The 19,131-nt window shown below is 45.6% G+C and carries 14 protein-coding genes, 2 tRNA genes and 1 rRNA gene; 7 read left to right on the forward strand and 10 right to left on the reverse strand.

Annotated elements, in window-relative coordinates:
* Positions 1-840 carry a pyrroline-5-carboxylate reductase gene (gene proC, locus F891_RS02640; RefSeq protein ID WP_004732930.1) on the forward strand — a complete coding sequence of 280 codons (840 nt, stop codon included), beginning with the start codon at positions 1-3 and terminating at the stop codon, positions 838-840.
* Between the two features lie 19 nt (positions 841-859).
* Positions 860-1,429 (forward strand): YggT family protein, encoded by a 570-nt coding sequence (locus tag F891_RS02645; RefSeq protein ID WP_004732929.1) that lies wholly within the window; start codon positions 860-862, stop codon positions 1,427-1,429.
* 183 nt (positions 1,430-1,612) lie between these two features.
* On the opposite strand, the gene F891_RS02650 is transcribed toward F891_RS02645, so the two are convergent.
* Together F891_RS02650 and polA are read right to left on the reverse strand one after the other, a co-directional pair.
* Positions 1,613-2,845: a transposase gene (locus F891_RS02650; protein WP_004730312.1), complete on the reverse strand. Its 1,233-nt coding sequence runs from the start codon at positions 2,843-2,845 to the stop codon at positions 1,613-1,615.
* Between the two features lie 323 nt (positions 2,846-3,168).
* Positions 3,169-5,931, reverse strand: coding sequence for a DNA polymerase I (gene polA / locus F891_RS02655; RefSeq protein WP_004732926.1), 2,763 nt, complete (start codon positions 5,929-5,931; stop codon positions 3,169-3,171).
* Positions 5,932-6,092: 161 nt separating this feature from the next.
* Between polA and F891_RS02660 the strand changes: the two genes are divergently transcribed.
* The gene (locus tag F891_RS02660; RefSeq protein ID WP_005261907.1) at positions 6,093-8,801 is read left to right on the forward strand and encodes a DUF2339 domain-containing protein; all 2,709 of its coding nucleotides are present in this window, start codon (positions 6,093-6,095) and stop codon (positions 8,799-8,801) included.
* Positions 8,802-8,848: 47 nt separating this feature from the next.
* Here F891_RS02660 and F891_RS02665 read toward each other — a convergent pair whose 3' ends face one another.
* The gene (locus F891_RS02665; protein ID WP_005261908.1) at positions 8,849-9,772 is read right to left on the reverse strand and encodes a mechanosensitive ion channel family protein; all 924 of its coding nucleotides are present in this window, start codon (positions 9,770-9,772) and stop codon (positions 8,849-8,851) included.
* Positions 9,773-9,781: 9 nt separating this feature from the next.
* Positions 9,782-10,561, reverse strand: coding sequence for a hypothetical protein (locus tag F891_RS02670; RefSeq protein ID WP_162924849.1), 780 nt, complete (start codon positions 10,559-10,561; stop codon positions 9,782-9,784).
* 144 nt (positions 10,562-10,705) lie between these two features.
* On the opposite strand from F891_RS02670, the gene gspE reads away from it, so the two are divergent.
* Positions 10,706-12,193: a type II secretion system ATPase GspE gene (gene gspE / locus F891_RS02675; protein ID WP_005172539.1), complete on the forward strand. Its 1,488-nt coding sequence runs from the start codon at positions 10,706-10,708 to the stop codon at positions 12,191-12,193.
* A gap of 49 nt (positions 12,194-12,242) precedes the next feature.
* On the opposite strand, the gene F891_RS02680 is transcribed toward gspE, so the two are convergent.
* The 6 genes from F891_RS02680 to F891_RS02705 all read right to left on the reverse strand — a co-directional run bounded on the left by F891_RS02680 (position 12,243) and on the right by F891_RS02705 (position 16,790).
* Positions 12,243-12,635 (reverse strand): DUF4951 domain-containing protein, encoded by a 393-nt coding sequence (locus tag F891_RS02680; protein ID WP_005095834.1) that lies wholly within the window; start codon positions 12,633-12,635, stop codon positions 12,243-12,245.
* A gap of 173 nt (positions 12,636-12,808) precedes the next feature.
* A complete protein-coding gene (locus F891_RS02685) occupies positions 12,809-13,234 on the reverse strand; it encodes an organic hydroperoxide resistance protein (RefSeq protein ID WP_005095836.1) in 426 nt (141 codons plus the stop codon).
* A gap of 105 nt (positions 13,235-13,339) precedes the next feature.
* Positions 13,340-14,167, reverse strand: a complete 828-nt coding sequence (locus F891_RS02690; RefSeq protein ID WP_005261909.1) for a carbon-nitrogen hydrolase family protein — start codon at positions 14,165-14,167, stop codon at positions 13,340-13,342.
* A gap of 20 nt (positions 14,168-14,187) precedes the next feature.
* Positions 14,188-14,706, reverse strand: a complete 519-nt coding sequence (gene gigB, locus F891_RS02695) for an anti-anti-sigma factor GigB (protein ID WP_004647542.1) — start codon at positions 14,704-14,706, stop codon at positions 14,188-14,190.
* A 112-nt stretch (positions 14,707-14,818) separates the two neighbouring features.
* Entirely contained in the window at positions 14,819-15,787 is a 969-nt protein-coding gene (gene gigA / locus F891_RS02700; protein WP_004732911.1) for an RsbU family protein phosphatase GigA, read from the reverse strand.
* A gap of 103 nt (positions 15,788-15,890) precedes the next feature.
* Positions 15,891-16,790, reverse strand: a complete 900-nt coding sequence (locus F891_RS02705; protein ID WP_004278245.1) for an MlaA family lipoprotein — start codon at positions 16,788-16,790, stop codon at positions 15,891-15,893.
* A gap of 542 nt (positions 16,791-17,332) precedes the next feature.
* Here F891_RS02705 and F891_RS02710 point away from each other — a divergent pair.
* The 3 genes from F891_RS02710 to F891_RS02720 all read left to right on the forward strand — a co-directional run bounded on the left by F891_RS02710 (position 17,333) and on the right by F891_RS02720 (position 19,131).
* Positions 17,333-18,870, forward strand: a 16S ribosomal RNA gene (locus F891_RS02710).
* A gap of 60 nt (positions 18,871-18,930) precedes the next feature.
* Positions 18,931-19,007 (forward strand) — tRNA-Ile (locus tag F891_RS02715).
* Positions 19,008-19,055: 48 nt separating this feature from the next.
* Positions 19,056-19,131 (forward strand) — tRNA-Ala (locus tag F891_RS02720).

The raw sequence follows: 19,131 nt of genomic DNA on the forward strand, positions 1-19,131 counted from the left end.
ATGAGTGCAGCTTTAAATTGTAATATCTGTTTTATTGGTGGCGGTAATATGGCCCAAGCCTTAATTGGCGGTCTGATTTCACGTGGTTTGCCAGCAACACGTATTACAGTTTCTGATCCGGTCGAAAAAGTCCGTGCTTTATTGGCGGAAAAAGAAATTAATGTGACCGGGGATAATAGCGCTGCAATTCAGGATGCAGATATTGTCGTACTGGCGGTAAAACCTCAGGTTTTGGCTCAAGTGCTGCAACCATTAAAAGGTCTGGTCAATAATAAGCTGATTATTTCCATTGTTGCTGGTGCAGAAATTGCCACATTGTCAGCATTATTGGGGACTGAGCGCATTGTACGAGTTATGCCGAACACGCCAGCACTGGTACAGACTGGGGCACATGGTTTATATGCCAATGCATTTGTGGAAACGAGTGACCGTGAGCTAGCCAGTCAGGTTCTGGCATCGACCGGACTGACCATTTGGGTTGACTCAGAAGCACAAATTGATGCAGTCACTGCAGTCTCGGGTTCGGGTCCGGCTTACTTTTTCTATATGATGGAAAGTATGATTCGTGCGGGTAAAAATTTAGGTCTGGATGAAAAAGTTGCAACTGCACTCACCTTGCAGACCGCTTTAGGCGCGGCGCAAATGGCGATTACCAGCTCGAATACGCCGGCTCAGTTACGTAAGAATGTGACTTCTCCAAATGGGACTACACAGGCGGCACTTGAAGTCTTTGATCGCGCCCAGATTTCTCAAAATATTCAGGCGGCACTTGCCGCTGCACAAAAACGCAGTCAAGAACTGGCACAAGAGCTCAGTGAAAGCAGCAAATCTTCAGTTTAATTTTTAGGAACGTTCAAGTATGGGTGCAAATTCTGCGCTAATTTTTGGCATTATCATTAACGTCGCGATTTTGCTCGTATTCTTCCGATTTTTAATGCAACTGGCAGCGGTCAGTCCTTACAATCCTGTGGTTCTTTCTACCGTGAAAGCCACTAAAATTGTAGATGTATTTGGTCGAATTTTCCCAACCTTGGCCAAAGGCCGAGTCAGTACTGCTGCTTTGGCATTATTGGTCGTGCTCTATCTGCTTAAAATTTTTGGCATGATGTATCTGTCAGGTGGGATGCCGAATGGGCCTGTCCATCTGATTATTCTGACTTTTGTTACCATGATGCAGGATCTGATCCGTTTCTGTCGTTATTTGATTTTCGCTACTATTATTTTAAGCTGGGTGGTGATGTTTACCCAATCCCGTTCACCTTATATTGAAGTAGTTCAGGAACTTGCCGAGCCATTGCTGGCACCTTTCCGCCGGATTATGCCGAATATGGGCATGATTGACCTGTCTCCAATCCTGGCAATTCTGGCCTTGATTGTGATTGAAATGATCATGAACCAGGTGGCAATTGTATTGTTAACGGGTTTTTAATCTGAATGAAAAGAAAAGGACGCTGAGGCGTCCTTTTTATTTGCTCCTCCCTTTAGAAAAGGGAGGTTGGGAGGGATTTGTTAAACTTGCCAAACCTTGACAAGTTTTAATCGAAGTGCAAGAAGAAGATGGGATTTTAACCTCTCCCTAACCCTCTCCTGAGAGGCATAGGTATCTACACATCTATGAGATACCTAATGCCATTGTGGCTATCTCATTGAGTTCATCTATTGAATATTCCGAGAGCAGTTGAAGAGTGTTCAGTAAAATCGAAAGCCCTGCCAATAAGGCAGGTGCACTTTCCAACCTACCTCTTTTCTGCTGCCGACCTGAAAGACGGGTGAGAAATACACGAATTTTCTGATGGTGTTCATCTTCAGAACGCTGGATTCGCCAAGTTAAAACACAAGCCATACAGCTAATCAGTAACCGCCTTAAAATGGCTTCAGGTCTGGTCTGAAGCCATGCTTCAATATCATGACCTGCCTGCTTGAGCAGCTTGAAATAGCATTCAATTGTCCAGCGCCAGTAATACCAGGTCGTCATCTCTACCGTAGTAATCTCTGATGGAACATTGCTGATTAGTGACCATCTTGCGACGGTCTTATCCTGATCATCTTTCACTACGGCAACAATTAATCTGGCTTCAATCGCACTCCCTGGCTGGGGAGCAACCCGTTGGCCTGAATCGTCATTTCTCTTCGGTTTTGCTGCACGTGTTATCCGGATAGCAGTTTCTCCCACATGCAACATATGCCGGTTTCCTTTATAGGCAATCGGCTGGACCTGCTGCGTTTCTACTCGTTCTGCGGCTTCTGCAACTTTGCATGTTTTGCCCTGATGCTCAATTCGATGGCCTTCTTTCGCCCGAATCAGCCATTTAAAACCCTGGCTGCTCATTTCCCTTAGGTGGGCAATGGAGTCACCTTCACGATCAATGATATGAACACATGTTTTCTCAATGGGATATTGTTCAATCACTTTGATTTGTTCGGTAAGTGAATCTAGATGAGATTTGCGCCCAGCAGAGTGTTGACTGAATGTGGAATAGCAGCCTGAGGCATCTGATAGTGTCTGCGCCAGTGGCGCAATAGGTAGTCCCGAGGCTGCATCAACCAGCAGACTGCTTTGCAATTCATAGCCTGAATCATATTGATGGGTTCTTTGCAGGCGCTGAATTTTATGATGGTGTTTCACATACTGTAGCTGAGACCAGTCATGAACAATCAATGCATATTGATGCGGTGATGCCTTGATCTGTTCACATGCAAGATGTTCAATTGGCTGGTTTAACTGACTAAAAGAGATTTTGTCATTATTCAGGAATCGCCAGACCGCTTGTGTGGTTGCGAAACTCGACTTTTGGGCAGAAGCCAGGTCTTTGATTGCCGGAGCAAGTGAAGCAAGAGGGTTCATATTGAGCTTTACAAGGCTGTTATAGCGCTTGACAAGACGCTGATCCAGGCCAGAGATGTTAAATTGAAGAGCATGCTCTTCAATTTAACGCAAAGTTCAGGAATTGTGTAGATACCTATGCCTGAGAGGAGAGGGAACTTGGATGCTCTTAACCAGTAGTGCTGCTGATTTCCTAAAAATAGAAAAATATGCGTTCAAAACTTGATAGTAGAAAAGATTTTAATATCGCTGCCTGTAGATGAGGATTATAAATTAAAATCCCCTCCATCCCCTTGCGGAATATATTCCTCACCTCCTATAAGGAAGATGGGGTTAAAGGCACATTAATGCGCCTCATCCCAGTTTTTGCCTTTACCCACTTCTACCACCAATGGTACAGAAATCTGCAATACCGATTGCATCACTTCTGCCAGTTTAGGTGCGAGTTCATCGGCAATGTCTTCATCCACTTCAAATACCAGTTCATCATGTACTTGCAACAGCATTTTGGCCTGATCTTTCGGCAACATCTTGTCGACTTCAATCATCGCCATTTTAATGATATCCGCAGCCGAACCTTGTAGCGGAGCATTAATCGCAGCACGCTCTGCCGCTTTACGCACCATCATATTACGGGCATCAATATCTGGGGTATATAAACGGCGTCCGAGCAGGGTTTCAACAAAGCCTTGTTCTAATGCGACCTGACGGGTACGTTGCATATAGTCATAAATGCCCGGATAACGGTGGAAATATTGCTTGATATAATCCTGTGATTCCTGACGGGTAAAGCCCAACTGTCGGATCAAACCAAACTCGGACATGCCGTAAAGTAGGCCGAAGTTGACGGCCTTGGCCTGACGGCGCTGGTCATTGGTCACTTCTTCCAGAGGAATGCCTAGAACTTCAGCTGCAGTACGGCGATGTACATCCTGACCATGAATAAAGGCATCCAGCAGGGCTTCATCCTGAGATAAATGTGCCATGAGACGCAATTCAATTTGTGAGTAATCGGCTGCCAGCAAGACACGGCCTTCAGGTGCCACAAAAGCCTTACGGATTTGACGGCCAATTTCGGCACGAATCGGAATGTTCTGCAGGTTTGGATCAGTCGATGATAAACGGCCAGTTGCAGTCAGTGCCTGATGATAACTGGTATGCACACGATGGGTATCAGGATTGGCCTGTTTGCATAAGCCATCGGTATAGGTACTTTTCAGCTTGGACAAACCACGATATTCCAGAATTAGCTGGGCAATCGGATGTTCAATTTTTTCCAGTACACTTTCACTGGTACTGTATTGTCCGGTGGTGGTTTTTTTACCGCCTTTTAGCCCCAGCTTTTCAAACAGAACTTCACCGACCTGTTTAGGTGAGCTGACATTAAAGCTTTCACCGGCAATTTCCATGATCTGGTTTTCCAGATTGTGCATGGTGTTGGAAAATTCGCCCCCAAGCTGATCCAGAAAAGCAAGATCCAGTTCGATGCCGTTTTCTTCCATTTGCGTCAGTACACGTGCGACCGGAACTTCAATATTATGCAGAATATTCACCAGTTCAGGGTGTGCCTGCAATTTGCTGCTCAAGACTTCATAAAGGCGATAGGTGACATGTGCATCTTCTGCGGCATAATGTGCTGCAGTTTCAAGTTGAATCTGGTTGAAGGTCTTCTGTTTAGCACCTTTACCGGCCACCTGTTCATAAGTCGTGGTCAGATGACTCAAATACAGACGGGCCACATCATCCATGCCATGACGGGTTGCGACAGAATTCAGGACATAGGAAGCCAGCATGGTGTCGAAATACCAGCCTGCCAGATGAATGCCATGATTTTCCAGTACATGTGCATCATATTTTAGATGATGACCAATTTTCTTTACAGACTCATCTTCCAGAATTGGTTTGATCTGCGCCAGAATTACTTCACGATTCAGCTGCTCCGGTGCGCCTTCATAATCATGTGCCAAGGGAACATAATAAGCATTCTGCGCATCGAAGGCGACCGAGAAACCGACAATCTGTGCAATACGATAATCCAAACTGGTGGTTTCGGTATCAAAGGCAAAACGTTTTTCGGTACTTAGGCGCTCAAACAGTGTGTCCCAGTCCTGCTGGCTTAATACTGTGTGGTAGGTCGCTTGACCTAGCTGGTCATCACTGCTGGTCACAGACGCATGGTCTTCCAGAGGTTCGGGTGCTGCAAGCGCTTTGGCGTTAATAGATTTTGCTGCTTGCTGGTAATTTGAATTATTCGGGTTGTTCGGGTGATCTAAGGACTGCAGCTGGTTACGGAATTCCAGCTCGGTGTACAAATGACGTAAGGTCTCGACATTCGGCTCACACAGTTTTAAATCGTCATAACCAAAGTTAAGATCCAGATCGATCACAATACTGGCCAACTGGTGATCCAGTGCAATGCCATCGACATGTTCTTTAATATTTTGACCGACTTTGCCTTTGATCTTGTCGACATTTTCTAAAATTCCGCCGATCGAGCCATATTCAGTGAGCAGTTTTGCTGCCGTTTTGGCACCTACACCTGGCACGCCCATAATGCCATCTGATGCATCGCCCATCAGGGTGAGATAGTCAATAATCTGATTCGGCCAGACGCCAAACTTTTCAAACACACCGTCGACATCCAGCGGTTTTTCTTTAAAGCTGTCTTCCAGGGTGACTTTTTCGGTCACCAGTTGTGCCATATCTTTATCGCCCGTAGAGATCAGCACCTGATGTCCCATCGCCTCGGCACGTTTGGCCAGTGTCCCAATAATGTCATCGGCTTCGGCACCTGGCAAGGTATGCAGGGGAATGCCCAAAGCGCGGATCAAGGCATGTAGATAAGGAATCTGTTCGGATAATTCCGTTGGCATGCTGGGACGGTCACCTTTATAAATCGGTGACAGCTCGTGCCGGAAGGTTGGCTCTGGGGTATCGAAAATTACCGCCATATGGGTCGGTTGGGTCCGGCGCATCAGTTTTTGAATAGCAGAAATCGCACCACGAATTGCATTGGTATGTAAACCGGTTGACGTGGTTAATGGTGGCAGTGCGTGAAAGGCACGAAATAAAAAGTAAGAGCCATCGACCAAGACAAATGGTGGCATGTAATCAATTCCTTATTCAAAATACAGCGCTATTGTACGTGATTTTTACCGCGCTCGCTGAGGCGAGTCTGAGTTTACAGCTTAGCGAATATCGGCCGAAGATGAAATAAGCAGCACAAGCTGTTGTATGATGGAACGATTCAGGAAAGAGAAATATAAGAATGGCTGCAGGACGGAATGAGTTACGCATGATCTGGCTGATTACCTTGCTGATTACCGGGATCAGCGCCTGGTATCTGGGTTATCAGATTGTGACTTATCTGTGTGGTTTGGGTTTTATCTTTAGCGTGATGCAATATGTCACTGCGGTAGAAGCACCGCTGAATCAATTGGCCGGACAGCAGCAGATGTCCCTAGAACGCAATTCTAAAGTTCCTTTATATATTTCTTCAATTACTGCCATTGTTGGTGGACTGGCTGAACTGGATTGGCTGATGGGAATTGGGATTACGGCCTGGGTATTCTTTTTGCTCAAGTGGCTGCAACGTCTGGAAGGGCGCTTGATACAGCTGCAATCACAATCTCTTTCTGCCGATCCCTTACAGCGATCACCGGATCGATCCGATTCTGTTCCATTGGTGAAAACCGAGTCTGCCCAAGAGGTAAACGATTCTCCTCATCTGGTAGATCAACTGCAGCGTTGGCTTTTTCAGGGGAATCCTGTCCTCAAGGTCGCAATCAGTATTTTGGTGATTGGGATTATTTTACTGCTGCGCTTTGCCACTGAGCACTGGCAACTCAGTCTGGCTGCAAAATTGGGCCTGGTTGCACTGGCAAGTGGCTGTGTAACAGGTCTGGGTTATCGCCTGATGCAAAAAAATCGGAGTTTTGCTCTGGCACTGGAAGGACTGGGTTTGGGGAGTCTGTTCCTGACCTTATTTTTTGCCTATTACAATCTGGTGATTCCCACGTTACCGTTGGCGACTTTGCTATTCCTCATCATTCTGGCCATCACTTTGTATTTAAGTCTGAAACAGGAAAGCATCGAACTGGCCTTGATGGCTTTGCTGATTGCTTATCTGGCGCCGTTTACCTTGCCTACCCGCGATGCTTCGGCTGTTGAGTTGATTAGCTATTATCTGCTGATCAATATCGGGATGGCAGTGCTGAGCAGTTTCCGACCATGGAAGATTCTCAATCAAATTGCTTTTTTAGTCACTGGGGTCGTTGGCGGGATATATAGCCTGATTCATGGTTATACATATGAGCGTTATGCCATGACTGCGCTGATTCTGGCACATAGTGCACTGTTTATCTGGCTAGGTTTCCGCTTTAGCCAGTTGCTGGCACGACAGGATCTCTCACGTTTTCAGTTAAAACCGGTATTGGACTTAGCGCTGATTTTTGCTGCCCCTATTACCGCTTATATTTTTCTGTATCTGATTCATTTTAATCAGCCCAATCAAAAACTCTGGCAAGCTGGGTTAAGCCTGTTCTTTGCACTGGTCTTTGCCGCTTGCTGGACACTGTTGCGCCGTAAACAAACTATCCAGCTCATTTCGCAGAGCTATCTGAGCCTGATGCTGATTTTTCTCGCCTTGGTGCCACCGATCTTATTGACAGAGCAATGGAGTGTGGTCGGCTGGGCCGTTGAAGGTGTTCTGATTTATTTGTGGGCCTTGGAAAAAAATGTCCGGGTAGCACACTATCTGAGCATGGGCTTATTGCTGATGGCCGGATTCAGCAGCCTGTATTATCTGGTCGAGATTAATCCAACACCGCGAATCATTTTCTGGATTTTGAGTCTGTGCTATGTGGCAGTCGTAGTCATCAGCCAGCTTAAAAAACAGTACCAGCAGCAGATGGATAGTCTGAGTGTCAGCTTTTTAAGCAGCGTGAGTGTCGCGGCCAGTCTGATGTTATTTGCCTTGCTGGAAGATGAATTTCCGAGTCAGCATGCCTATGTGCTGAGTTTATTTATCATCACACTGGGTTATGTACTGTTCAATGAAATGATCCTGCGCAAAACCCAGGAATGGTCCTTGTTACTGCCGAAGTGGAGTGGCATCTCGCCCTTGCTGGTCATTGCGGCGATTCTGACCCTGGATCGTAGTCAAAATGCGGTGATTGTCTGGAATAGTAGTTTTGAACGTGGAGTTTTTGCCCTTTCTACGATGCTACTAGCCATTTTGTGGCTTAGACCGTTGGCTGGCTTGCAGCTCTCCAAGGAGTGGATGAGCTTTGGTGTTTTTAGTAGTCTGGCTTTGGCAAGTGTATGCCTGATCCCGAACATGCCTTATCTGAGCATGGTGATTTTACCTTTATTCTTCTGCCTGTGGTGCTATCGACAGGATGTGCAGTCAGGTTGGCAGCAGCTTTGGCAAACCAAGAGCTGTTTATTGCTGATGGGAAGCTGGCTGGTATGTTCACAGCTGTTTAGCCAGCAAGCCTTTCAATATTACTGGCTGCCGATCCTGAATCCTTTTGACCTGATCAGTATCGCCATGTTTGCCAGTTTTATCTGGATGCTGTTACAGCAAATCAAGGTGGGACGTGATAAAGGCATGATGGCGGTTTTAATGGTACTAAGCCTGTTATGGCTTTCCAGTTATATTGTTTTAAGAGCTTTACATGTGTATCTGCAGACACCGTTTAATGAGCTGGCATTATGGAGCAATGCAACAGTTCAACTTAGTCTGACCATACTCTGGGTATTGCTGGCCTGGATCACCATGTGGACAGCAACACTCAGAAAACTGAAACCGATGTGGATTTTAGGTGGCAGTATTCTGGTGATTGTGACTTTGAAACTCGTACTATTTGACCTGTCACATATTGGCACCCTGACCCGGGTGATTTCCTTCTTGCTGGCGGGTGGGGTGATGCTGCTGATTGCTTATATTGCGCCGATGCCGGAGAAGGAGCTTTGAATCCTCTCGCTAACCCTCTCCTTTAAAAAGGAGAGGGAATCTAAGGGTTATTTCAGATCAGGCTCTCTTTTGAGGGTCTTTTCATTGGCATATTGATCGATTTCTTCATTTTCCAAAGGGCGGGAAAGTGGGTGATCGACAAAGCCCATTTTCGGCACCGGAATTTCAATCTGGTTATCGACAAAGCCGTTGCGAATCCGTTCCTGCATTTCATCACGAACTTTCAGGTAGTTTTCCTGTTGGCACCACACTGCAAACAGCAGTTCAATCGAAGATTCACGGAAAGCGGTAACGGTGACTGCAGGTTTCGGGTCGGCCAGAACCAGTGGATACTTGTTGGCAACATCCAGCAGAACTTCGCGCACCTTGATAATATCTTCATGGAAATTGATTGCCAAGGTAATCGGAATCCGCCGTATCGGAAATTTTGACAGGTTTTGTACTGGCGCCCGAATCAGTTGTTCATTTGGCAAACGCACATAGATATTATCTTGGGTCAACAGTTTAACCGAGAGCAGATCAATCGAGATCACTTCACCTTCAATGGTATGTCCACGAATCAAGGTAATCTGGATGGTATCACCGACTTCAAAAGAACCTTCACCAATCAGGAACAGGCCACTGATCAGGTTGGATGCTGATGTTTGCGAAGCGAAACCCAGTGCGACCGTTAAAATCCCGGCAGCGCCGAGGAAGACACTGAGTTTAAAACCGGCTTCCTTGAGGCTGGCCATCACAAACAACAGGAAGATAAAATAGAAAATCCCGCGGCGCCAGACCAGTTTTTGATGAGCATTAAAACGTACACCAATGGTGCGAATAAAGGTATTGGAAATAAAGCGCGCAATCAGGAAACCAATAAAGCACAACACCACCGCCACCAAAACTTCGGTCAAACGATCGGTATTGATATTGGTAAATACTCCCTTCAGGCTGTTGGTGACTTCGGTCGGAATATTTGAACTTGGCATCAGACGCCCTTAGAAAAATGAATCAAACATATTAAATAATGCACCTGCTGGATCACGCGGTGGATGCAGATAGGCCACTTCACCAGCATTTGGTGGCGTGCGGTTTTCGACCCGAATCCGTGGTGGACGGTCCGAACTTTCATGCAAAACGCGGATTTGCGAGGTCCATAAGCGGCCGGTACTTTCACTGTAAAAAAGCGGCAGGGCAGGCACTGGCACATTCATTCGGTCAAAGCGCAATTGCTGGTTACTGGTATTGTGAAACTCAATTGGCGTGACTGCACGAAAGGCTCGCGGATGTAACTGTTTCAGTTCGGTTCTGCCATCAACTGCGGTGGCGTAGCAGATTTCCCCCGAACGGTGATTAGGTCCAAACCAAGTGTCTTTTGGCAAGATTACCGGTAAATCGAAAATCGGTTCGCGTTGACCCTCGACAAAACCGGCAATCCATAAGGGCGTGCTGATATAAAGCGTACCGCGCTGTCCAGCAGGAATATAAATCGGATCGACTGGTTTAATCACCACAGAACGGTCTGCAAGACGTGGCATCAGTTGCAATTTTTTTTGCGTGGATTTGAACATATAGCGTTCAATTTTCACAGGTGGGGGAAAGGCAAAATTCGGATCATCAATCTGATGCCATTGCTGTTCATAATCATATTGCACAGAAGGGCGGAAATATTCCAGTCGCCATTCCTGAATCCCTCGGGTCAGCCGAAACAGCAAGGAGCCAAACTGCCAGGCTTTAGACTGATTTATTTCAAAATTCTGTTCTCCCCACCAGCGCATTTTTGCTGTATTCGGGATTAATTCATCTTTATCTCGCGGCAATCTTGGCACCCTTTCTTGCTAAATCTTTGAAAACATACTTCACGCTGTCATATGCTTAGAGTACACTCAATTTAAATTTTTTCATCATTATTATAATCCGCGATGCAAGTACTTAAACAATTACAAATCCCATATAGCTTCGCCAAGCGCCATGGTGTGCTGTTGCGTTATGAGGGAGATCAGGCCTTTATTCTGCGTCGTGACAATACCTCGATGCTTGCATTGCAGGAAGCCCGCCGTCTGCTCGGTTATCCGGCTCATTTTCAACTCTGTAGCGAACAGGAATTTAACCAGTTACTCAGTTCCAGTTTTGCCGGAGATAGCGGCGAATCACAGCAGGTGGCTGCCGGTCTGGAAGATCATCCGGATTTACTCAGTCTGGCCGATTCCGTACCTGAAGCTGAAGATCTGATGGATCAGGAAGATGATGCGCCGATTGTACGACTGATCAATGCATTATTGTCTGAAGCGATTCGGGTCGGGGCTTCCGATATTCATATTGAATCTTTTGAGAAAAAACTGTCGGTACGTTTACGGGTCGATGGCCAGCTCCGTGAAATTGTCCAGCCACGCCGTGAACTTGCGCCGCTTTTGGTCTCGCGGATTAAAGTCATGGCCAAACTGGATATTGCGGAAAAGCGCATTCCACAAGATGGTCGTATTTCCTTGCGTCTGGCCGGACGTGAAGTCGATGTCCGTGTATCTACTTTGCCATCCTCTCATGGTGAGCGTGTGGTGATGCGTCTGCTGGACAAGCAGGCCGGTCGTTTAAATATGACCCATTTGGGCTTGATGAATAATGACTATGATCGACTGAAAACTCTGGTGCATCGTCCACACGGCATTATTTTAGTCACTGGCCCCACCGGTTCGGGTAAAACCACCACCTTATATGCCGCACTTTCTGACCTTAATGATGGTTCCAAAAACATCCTCACCGCTGAAGATCCGATTGAATATCAACTGGAAGGTATTGGTCAGACCCAGGTGAATACCAAAGTGGATATGACCTTTGCACGTGCCTTAAAAGCCATGCTGCGCCAAGATCCTGATGTGGTGATGGTGGGTGAAATTCGTGATCTGGAGACCGCAGAAATTGCGGTGCAGGCCTCCTTGACGGGGCATCTGGTGTTGTCGACCCTGCATACCAATACCGCGATTGGTGCTGTCACGCGTTTGAAGGATATGGGCATTGAGCCGTTCCTGCTTTCAAGTTCCCTGATTGGGGTAATTGCCCAGCGTCTGGTCAGAACGTTATGTCCGCATTGCGCGACCTGGCATGAAGCAGATGCTTTTGAAAAGAAACTGTTTGAAAATATTGAACATCCACAGGATTTAAGACTGCCGCAACCACAGGGTTGTGAACGCTGTGGCAATACTGGTTTTAGTGGGCGTACTGCGATTTATGAAATTGTGCCCGTCGATGATCATATGCGCCGTCTGGTTCATGGCAATGCGGCCGAATACGAAATAGAAAGTTATGCACGGCAGCAATCCGGTTCGATTCGGGATGATGGTCTGCGCAAGGTATTGGCAGGGAAAACTACCATTGAAGAAGTGTTACGGGTCACCAATGAAGCAGCAGAATAATTTTCTAATCTGCTGCTTTTAATGACTTGTCCTCAGGATATCTGGATATTTACCAGAGGCTGACGATTTTTTTCATCAGTTGGGCCCGAAAAGGTGCAGTCGGATTACCCGGATTCCGCTGAGTTTCATTTTCATAGAAGGTCTGCCAGGCCTGCGCCATTTCTAAAGTAACCCCATCCTGTTTCATTTTTTCAACATCGGCTGTGGTGACACGCTGGAAACGGACTTCGGCATCTTTGGGGCCAGCACCCCAACCAATGATACCTTTACCAAATTCAGGCAGAATCATATTGTTGGGTGTTGCAGGAATGGGCAGACGTTCAATCTCGGCATTAACTACAGATTTTACTTGGGGGCGAACTTTTTCTGAAATTTGCAGCTCTGCAAAAGAGGCAGTCGCAATGCTGAACAGGAGAGAACTAGAAATAAATAATTTGAACATGGTGATTTAAAATAAATTATTGCAAATAGGAATCATTATATATAAGTATTAAGATTTTTGCTTTTGTTTTGAAAAGAGAATTGGTTTTTAAGGGAAGACGCAGCGATTAAAATTTTATAATAGCGCTCTAGCTATCCTGAAGCATTTTTCAGGATAGCGGTTGAATCGAAAAATTAAGTAATGACGTTTAAGTTCACATCAATATTATTGCGGGTTGCATTTGAATACGGACAGACAATATGCGCGGCATCTACCAGTTTTTGCGCTTCTTGCTGATCCATACCTTCAAGATGGATATTTAAAGTCACCTCAATACCAAACCCGGTCGGAATTGGACCAATTCCTACATCACCCTCGATATAAGCATCTTTACTCATATTCAGTTTGTCACGATTGGCAACAAATTTCATCGCACCCAAGAAACATGCCGAATAACCTGCGGCAAAGAGCTGTTCAGGGTTGGTTCCACCACCAGGACCCCCCATTTCTTTGGGCACGGCCAATTGTACATCTAAAATCTGATCGTCAGAGGTGGCGCGGCCATCACGACCACCTGTGGCTTTGGCATGTGCGGTATAGACGGCTTTTTCTAATGACATGAGCTTAATCCCTATTTATTGTTCATGGAGCTTCTATGCTCGGCGATTTTGCCTGAAGAATAAGCAGGGATTTTGTTAATTTATGCAAGTATCCGGGCAGGTTTCTTAAGAAAGTTGCAGAAGTCTACGGTGTTGCATTAAAGGCATGGATTCACGCACTTTTTGCTGTTCATTTAAATCAAATTCGACGGTGATGAGTTGAGCACCTTCTGCATGGATCATATTAAGAAGCTGTCCACGACTATTGGTGGCGGCTGCATGTCCCCAAGTCTGGCGTTTTTCACCGTGCCAGCCTTGTTGAGCTGCACCAAGCACCGAGCATTGGCTATCCAGAGCACGTGTTTGCAAAAGGAGCTGCCAGTGCATTTCACCAGTGGTATAGGTAAAAGCAGAAGGTGCGGTCAAGAGGTTTGCACCTTTGGCTCGTAGATTTAATGCCAGTTCCGGAAAGCGCAGGTCATAACAGACCATTAAACCAATATTACTAAAAGGGGTTTTGGCTACGACAACATCTGTGCCGGGTTCAAAGAATTTGGATTCCTGATAACCACCAACAGCATCACCGACTTGCACATCAAATAGGTGAATTTTGTCATAACGCGCTTCGGTCCGTTCTGGACTGATACACAGGCTAACGGTACGCACCCGGCCATCTTCAATGATTGAACCATCTGGACGATAAGGGCAGGGTAATGTACCGGCAACGATCCAGGTGTCATATTGATGGGCAAGTTGTTCCAGACGCTGCTGAATCACTTCAAATTGTGCAGCAGTTTCGCGCTGTTTTCCTGCTGCAAAACAGACAAAGTTTTCCGGGAAAACAATCAGTTCAGCACCATTGGCCTTACTTTGTTGAATTAAAGATTCAATCTCCACGAAATTGGCATCAATTTCATTTTGAGAATTCATTTGTACAACAGAAAGTAAAGTCATAGGGTCCTCTTATAAGATGGTTATACCTTTTGCTCGGAAATTTTATCTAAATTGTCTTGCTCTTTCTGTAGCTGTTTGACTAAAGGTTCAAACATATTCTGGTTGCTTTGGTTCAGCTTCATCAAGGTTTTATGCGCATCCAGAACCGTATTTAGCATATTTTGATGCGTGACATGTTCTTCCATCAGCGCACGTGTACAGACATTTGGATCGCCACAATAATTCAGAATCACAAACACCTGGCTCAGTCCCATACTGTTGGCCAAAGTAGTAATGTCAGAATTGGTAGAAAGCATGACAGCCTGGATATTGTGTACTTGCTTGAGTTTCAGTCCTAGTTTCGCTAAAACACCGAGTACGGTACTGTCAATGAAACTGGTTTCGGTGAGATCAACGATAGCGCCAACTACGTTGTCTTGCTGTTCAATTTTGTTCAGTAATTTGTCTAGACTAATACAAGATTGGGCACGCACTTCGCCGATAAGCTTAAAAATATGCGTTCCGTTCAGACTTGCATATTCAACATGACCTGTTGACATATAAATGCCATTTGCAGAGAAGGATATTAAATTATCCCATAGGGTGTATTGATACTCAAGTGGCTGAAAGTAGTAATCAAATTAAGTGCTTATAAAGTCTGTAAATATACTGCTAATTTACGCGGATAAAGCTTAAAAAGGCGATATCGTCAGCCACATGTTCCGGAGCCTGAAAAGATTGGTTCTGCAAATGGTGTAATAATTGCGAGAATTGTTCATTTAAACCACCATCAAAGGGTTCCAGTGCGCCATCCGAACAGATAATAAAGCGCGCATTGCGACTTAATACCCATTCATTTTCCTCAACTTCAAGATCTTCGGTTAAGCCCAAAGGGAAACTGCTGGAAGAGAGGATTTTAGGTTCTTGATTGGGTTCAAATATAATCGGTGGAGGATAATGTCCAGCGCTGGACCATTTTAATACATGGGTTTCCAGATTAAGAATCCCGGCAATCATGGTGATGTGCTTTTCAATATTTTCCTGCATCAGCATACCGTTCAGCTTCTTGATCAGCTCGCGCGGCGTCTTGGAGCGACCATGGAAAGCTGCCATCCAGGACGTGAGCAAACTACTGGTGACGCCATGTCCGGATACATCGGCCAAATAGAAAATCACTTCTTTGTCGCTGATTTTCCAATAATCATACCAATCCCCTGAAAGATAGGCTGAAGGCTGAAAATAGGTTTCGACCTCGTAATTGGTCAGTTCAATCGGATTCGGTAACAATTTTTTTTGTAGTTCTGCAGCAGAAGGCAGGTCACGGCTATCCTGGTTACGCTTATATTGTGCATCAATTTTTTGTAATGCCAGATCTGGATTCTCGGGAAGCTTGTTCCAGATCCAGCCGGCTAAAGCACCTTGTTCCCAGGCCTGAGCCAAAGCAGTACCTTCATTTTCTAAGGCCAGTACAATCGTAGGCAGATTCCACTTATATTTCAGATAATCATGTACATCTGCAATCGCAATAATCGTAGAGTCATACAGTTCATGATCATCCAGATAGATCATCTGAACATGAGGAAGCGTATCAAGTACTTGATCTAAGTAAGGAATATCACGAGTCGGTTGAATGAAATACATAAAAAAGTGATTCAATCCCAGGATTGGCTATAAGATGTACTATAACAAGCAAAGTATTGCTAGCGAACAGATTTTCACTAGCAATCATACATGAAGCTTAAACTTAAAGATCTTCGTTTGAAGATTCAATGTTGCTATCACTAGAAGGTGCATCATCAGAATTGTCATCTTCAAAATCATCTTCTAGGAAAAGCGTATCTTGTTCTGTACCTTTCTTTTCTGCAATTGCATAATTGGTACGTTGTAAATAAATATCGCGAATCTGCGCATAGCGATCGCCAGTCAGCACTCCTTCAACGTCCAGTATTTCTGAACGGGTATCGATGGCACGCCAAAACTGATCAGTCCAGTAAAGTCCATCTTCATCTTCGAGAATGTATTTTTGTGGACGAGCTTGACTATCTACAGCAGTACCGATTACGCCACGGACAGAACTTGGACCTAAAAATGGCAACATGATATAAGGGCCAGAAGGCACGCCATAATAACCTAAGGTAATTCCAAATTTTTCCTCTTCATGACTCAAGCCCAGGCGACGCGCTGGATCAGCCAGTCCTAAAGTTGTTAAGGTGTTAATGGTAAAACGACCTAGGGATTTAGCAGCGCGGGCAGGACGACCTTGAATCAGCTGATTCACCACATTCCAAGGTTCACCTAGGTTACTGCGGAACTGGGTATAGCTGCCACGAACATCTTGAGGAACTTTTTCCACATATTGTACGGCTATGGGACGTACCACGGTGCGGTCAATCGCATCATTAAACTGATAGATCTTTCTATTTAACGGTTGAAAAGGATCTTTAACTTCTTCAGCCTGTGCTGCACTGGCATCAACTTTCAGTTGCGTTTGTAATTGTTGCGCTTTGGTCGAGATTTTTGTTCTAAGCGGCGTTTTTGCAGGCTCGTTTTCCAGATTTTCCACACTGGTGGCCGCCTCGGCGAAAACATGTGCGCTTGAAGCTAAAGAAAATAAGCATATAGATAAGTAAATAGAACGATGCATAAGGTAACCTGAGGCCTTTTCTGTGTAAGTAGCACTACTTATTAGTATAAAAATAATAAACGTTATATTCACGAATAGACATCATTTAAGCAAATTTGTATAAAAAATGAATGAAAACACACGAAAAGCTTAAAAAATATACATACAAAATGATTTTCTTGAAAAAGGTGTTGCACGGGCTCTGAAATGCTGTAGAATGCACATCCATCGGCGGTGATGAAGATTAAAACTTCTGATAAAACAGTGGCTTAGTTAAGTTTAATTGAGTTGGGTTTTATTTGATAAGTTTGAAAAATAGTTTTCATTACTGGTTGACTTTCTAGAGATAGAGAGTAATATAGCCGACCTGGCTTGCTGGTGACGAATTAGCAAGAAGATCATTAAGAGATTATGAAGAACAACTTGTGTGGATTTTTACTGATTGATTGATCGAAATTATTTTCATTGATTGATGGTAGAAATTACTCGAAGTTTATTTGAGAAATATTTGTCAGAAAATTGATGAGCCAAGATTGGCATCCTTTAAAGTGGCTACTAGTTTTAAACTGAAGAGTTTGATCATGGCTCAGATTGAACGCTGGCGGCAGGCTTAACACATGCAAGTCGAGCGGGGAAAAGTAGCTTGCTACTTGACCTAGCGGCGGACGGGTGAGTAATGCTTAGGAATCTGCCTATTAGTGGGGGACAACATCTCGAAAGGGATGCTAATACCGCATACGTCCTACGGGAGAAAGCAGGGGACCTTCGGGCCTTGCGCTAATAGATGAGCCTAAGTCGGATTAGCTAGTTGGTGGGGTAAAGGCCTACCAAGGCGACGATCTGTAGCGGGTCTGAGAGGATGATCCGCCACACTGGGACTGAGACACGGCCCAGACTCCTACGGGAGGCAGCAGTGGGGAATATTGGACAATGGGGGGAACCCTGATCCAGCCATGCCGCGTGTGTGAAGAAGGCCTTTTGGTTGTAAAGCACTTTAAGCGAGGAGGAGGCTACCGAGATTAATACTCTTGGATAGTGGACGTTACTCGCAGAATAAGCACCGGCTAACTCTGTGCCAGCAGCCGCGGTAATACAGAGGGTGCAAGCGTTAATCGGATTTACTGGGCGTAAAGCGCGCGTAGGTGGCCAATTAAGTCAAATGTGAAATCCCCGAGCTTAACTTGGGAATTGCATTCGATACTGGTTGGCTAGAGTATGGGAGAGGATGGTAGAATTCCAGGTGTAGCGGTGAAATGCGTAGAGATCTGGAGGAATACCGATGGCGAAGGCAGCCATCTGGCCTAATACTGACACTGAGGTGCGAAAGCATGGGGAGCAAACAGGATTAGATACCCTGGTAGTCCATGCCGTAAACGATGTCTACTAGCCGTTGGGGCCTTTGAGGCTTTAGTGGCGCAGCTAACGCGATAAGTAGACCGCCTGGGGAGTACGGTCGCAAGACTAAAACTCAAATGAATTGACGGGGGCCCGCACAAGCGGTGGAGCATGTGGTTTAATTCGATGCAACGCGAAGAACCTTACCTGGTCTTGACATAGTAAGAACTTTCCAGAGATGGATTGGTGCCTTCGGGAACTTACATACAGGTGCTGCATGGCTGTCGTCAGCTCGTGTCGTGAGATGTTGGGTTAAGTCCCGCAACGAGCGCAACCCTTTTCCTTATTTGCCAGCGGGTTAAGCCGGGAACTTTAAGGATACTGCCAGTGACAAACTGGAGGAAGGCGGGGACGACGTCAAGTCATCATGGCCCTTACGACCAGGGCTACACACGTGCTACAATGGTCGGTACAAAGGGTTGCTACCACGCGAGTGGATGCTAATCTCAAAAAGCCGATCGTAGTCCGGATTGGAGTCTGCAACTCGACTCCATGAAGTCGGAATCGCTAGTAATCGCGGATCAGAATGCCGCGGTGAATACGTTCCCGGGCCTTGTACACACCGCCCGTCACACCATGGGAGTTTGTTGCACCAGAAGTAGGTAGTCTAACCGCAAGGAGGACGCTTACCACGGTGTGGCAGATGACTGGGGTGAAGTCGTAACAAGGTAGCCGTAGGGGAACCTGCGGCTGGATCACCTCCTTAACGAAAGATTGACGATTGGTAAGAATCCACAACAAGTTGTTCTTCATACGATGTATCTGAGGGTCTGTAGCTCAGTTGGTTAGAGCACACGCTTGATAAGCGTGGGGTCACAAGTTCAAGTCTTGTCAGACCCACCACTACTGACGAAGTACGGAAAATCAGAAACATTGACTTATTGATAAGCTGGGGACTTAGCTTAGTTGGTAGAGCGCCTGCTTTGCACGCAGGAGGTCAGGAGTTCGACTCTCCTAGTCTCCACCA

Origin of the sequence: Acinetobacter sp. CIP 101966, from assembly GCF_000369725.1 — a bacterium.
GTDB classification, from domain to species: Bacteria; Pseudomonadota; Gammaproteobacteria; order Pseudomonadales; family Moraxellaceae; genus Acinetobacter; species Acinetobacter lwoffii_Q.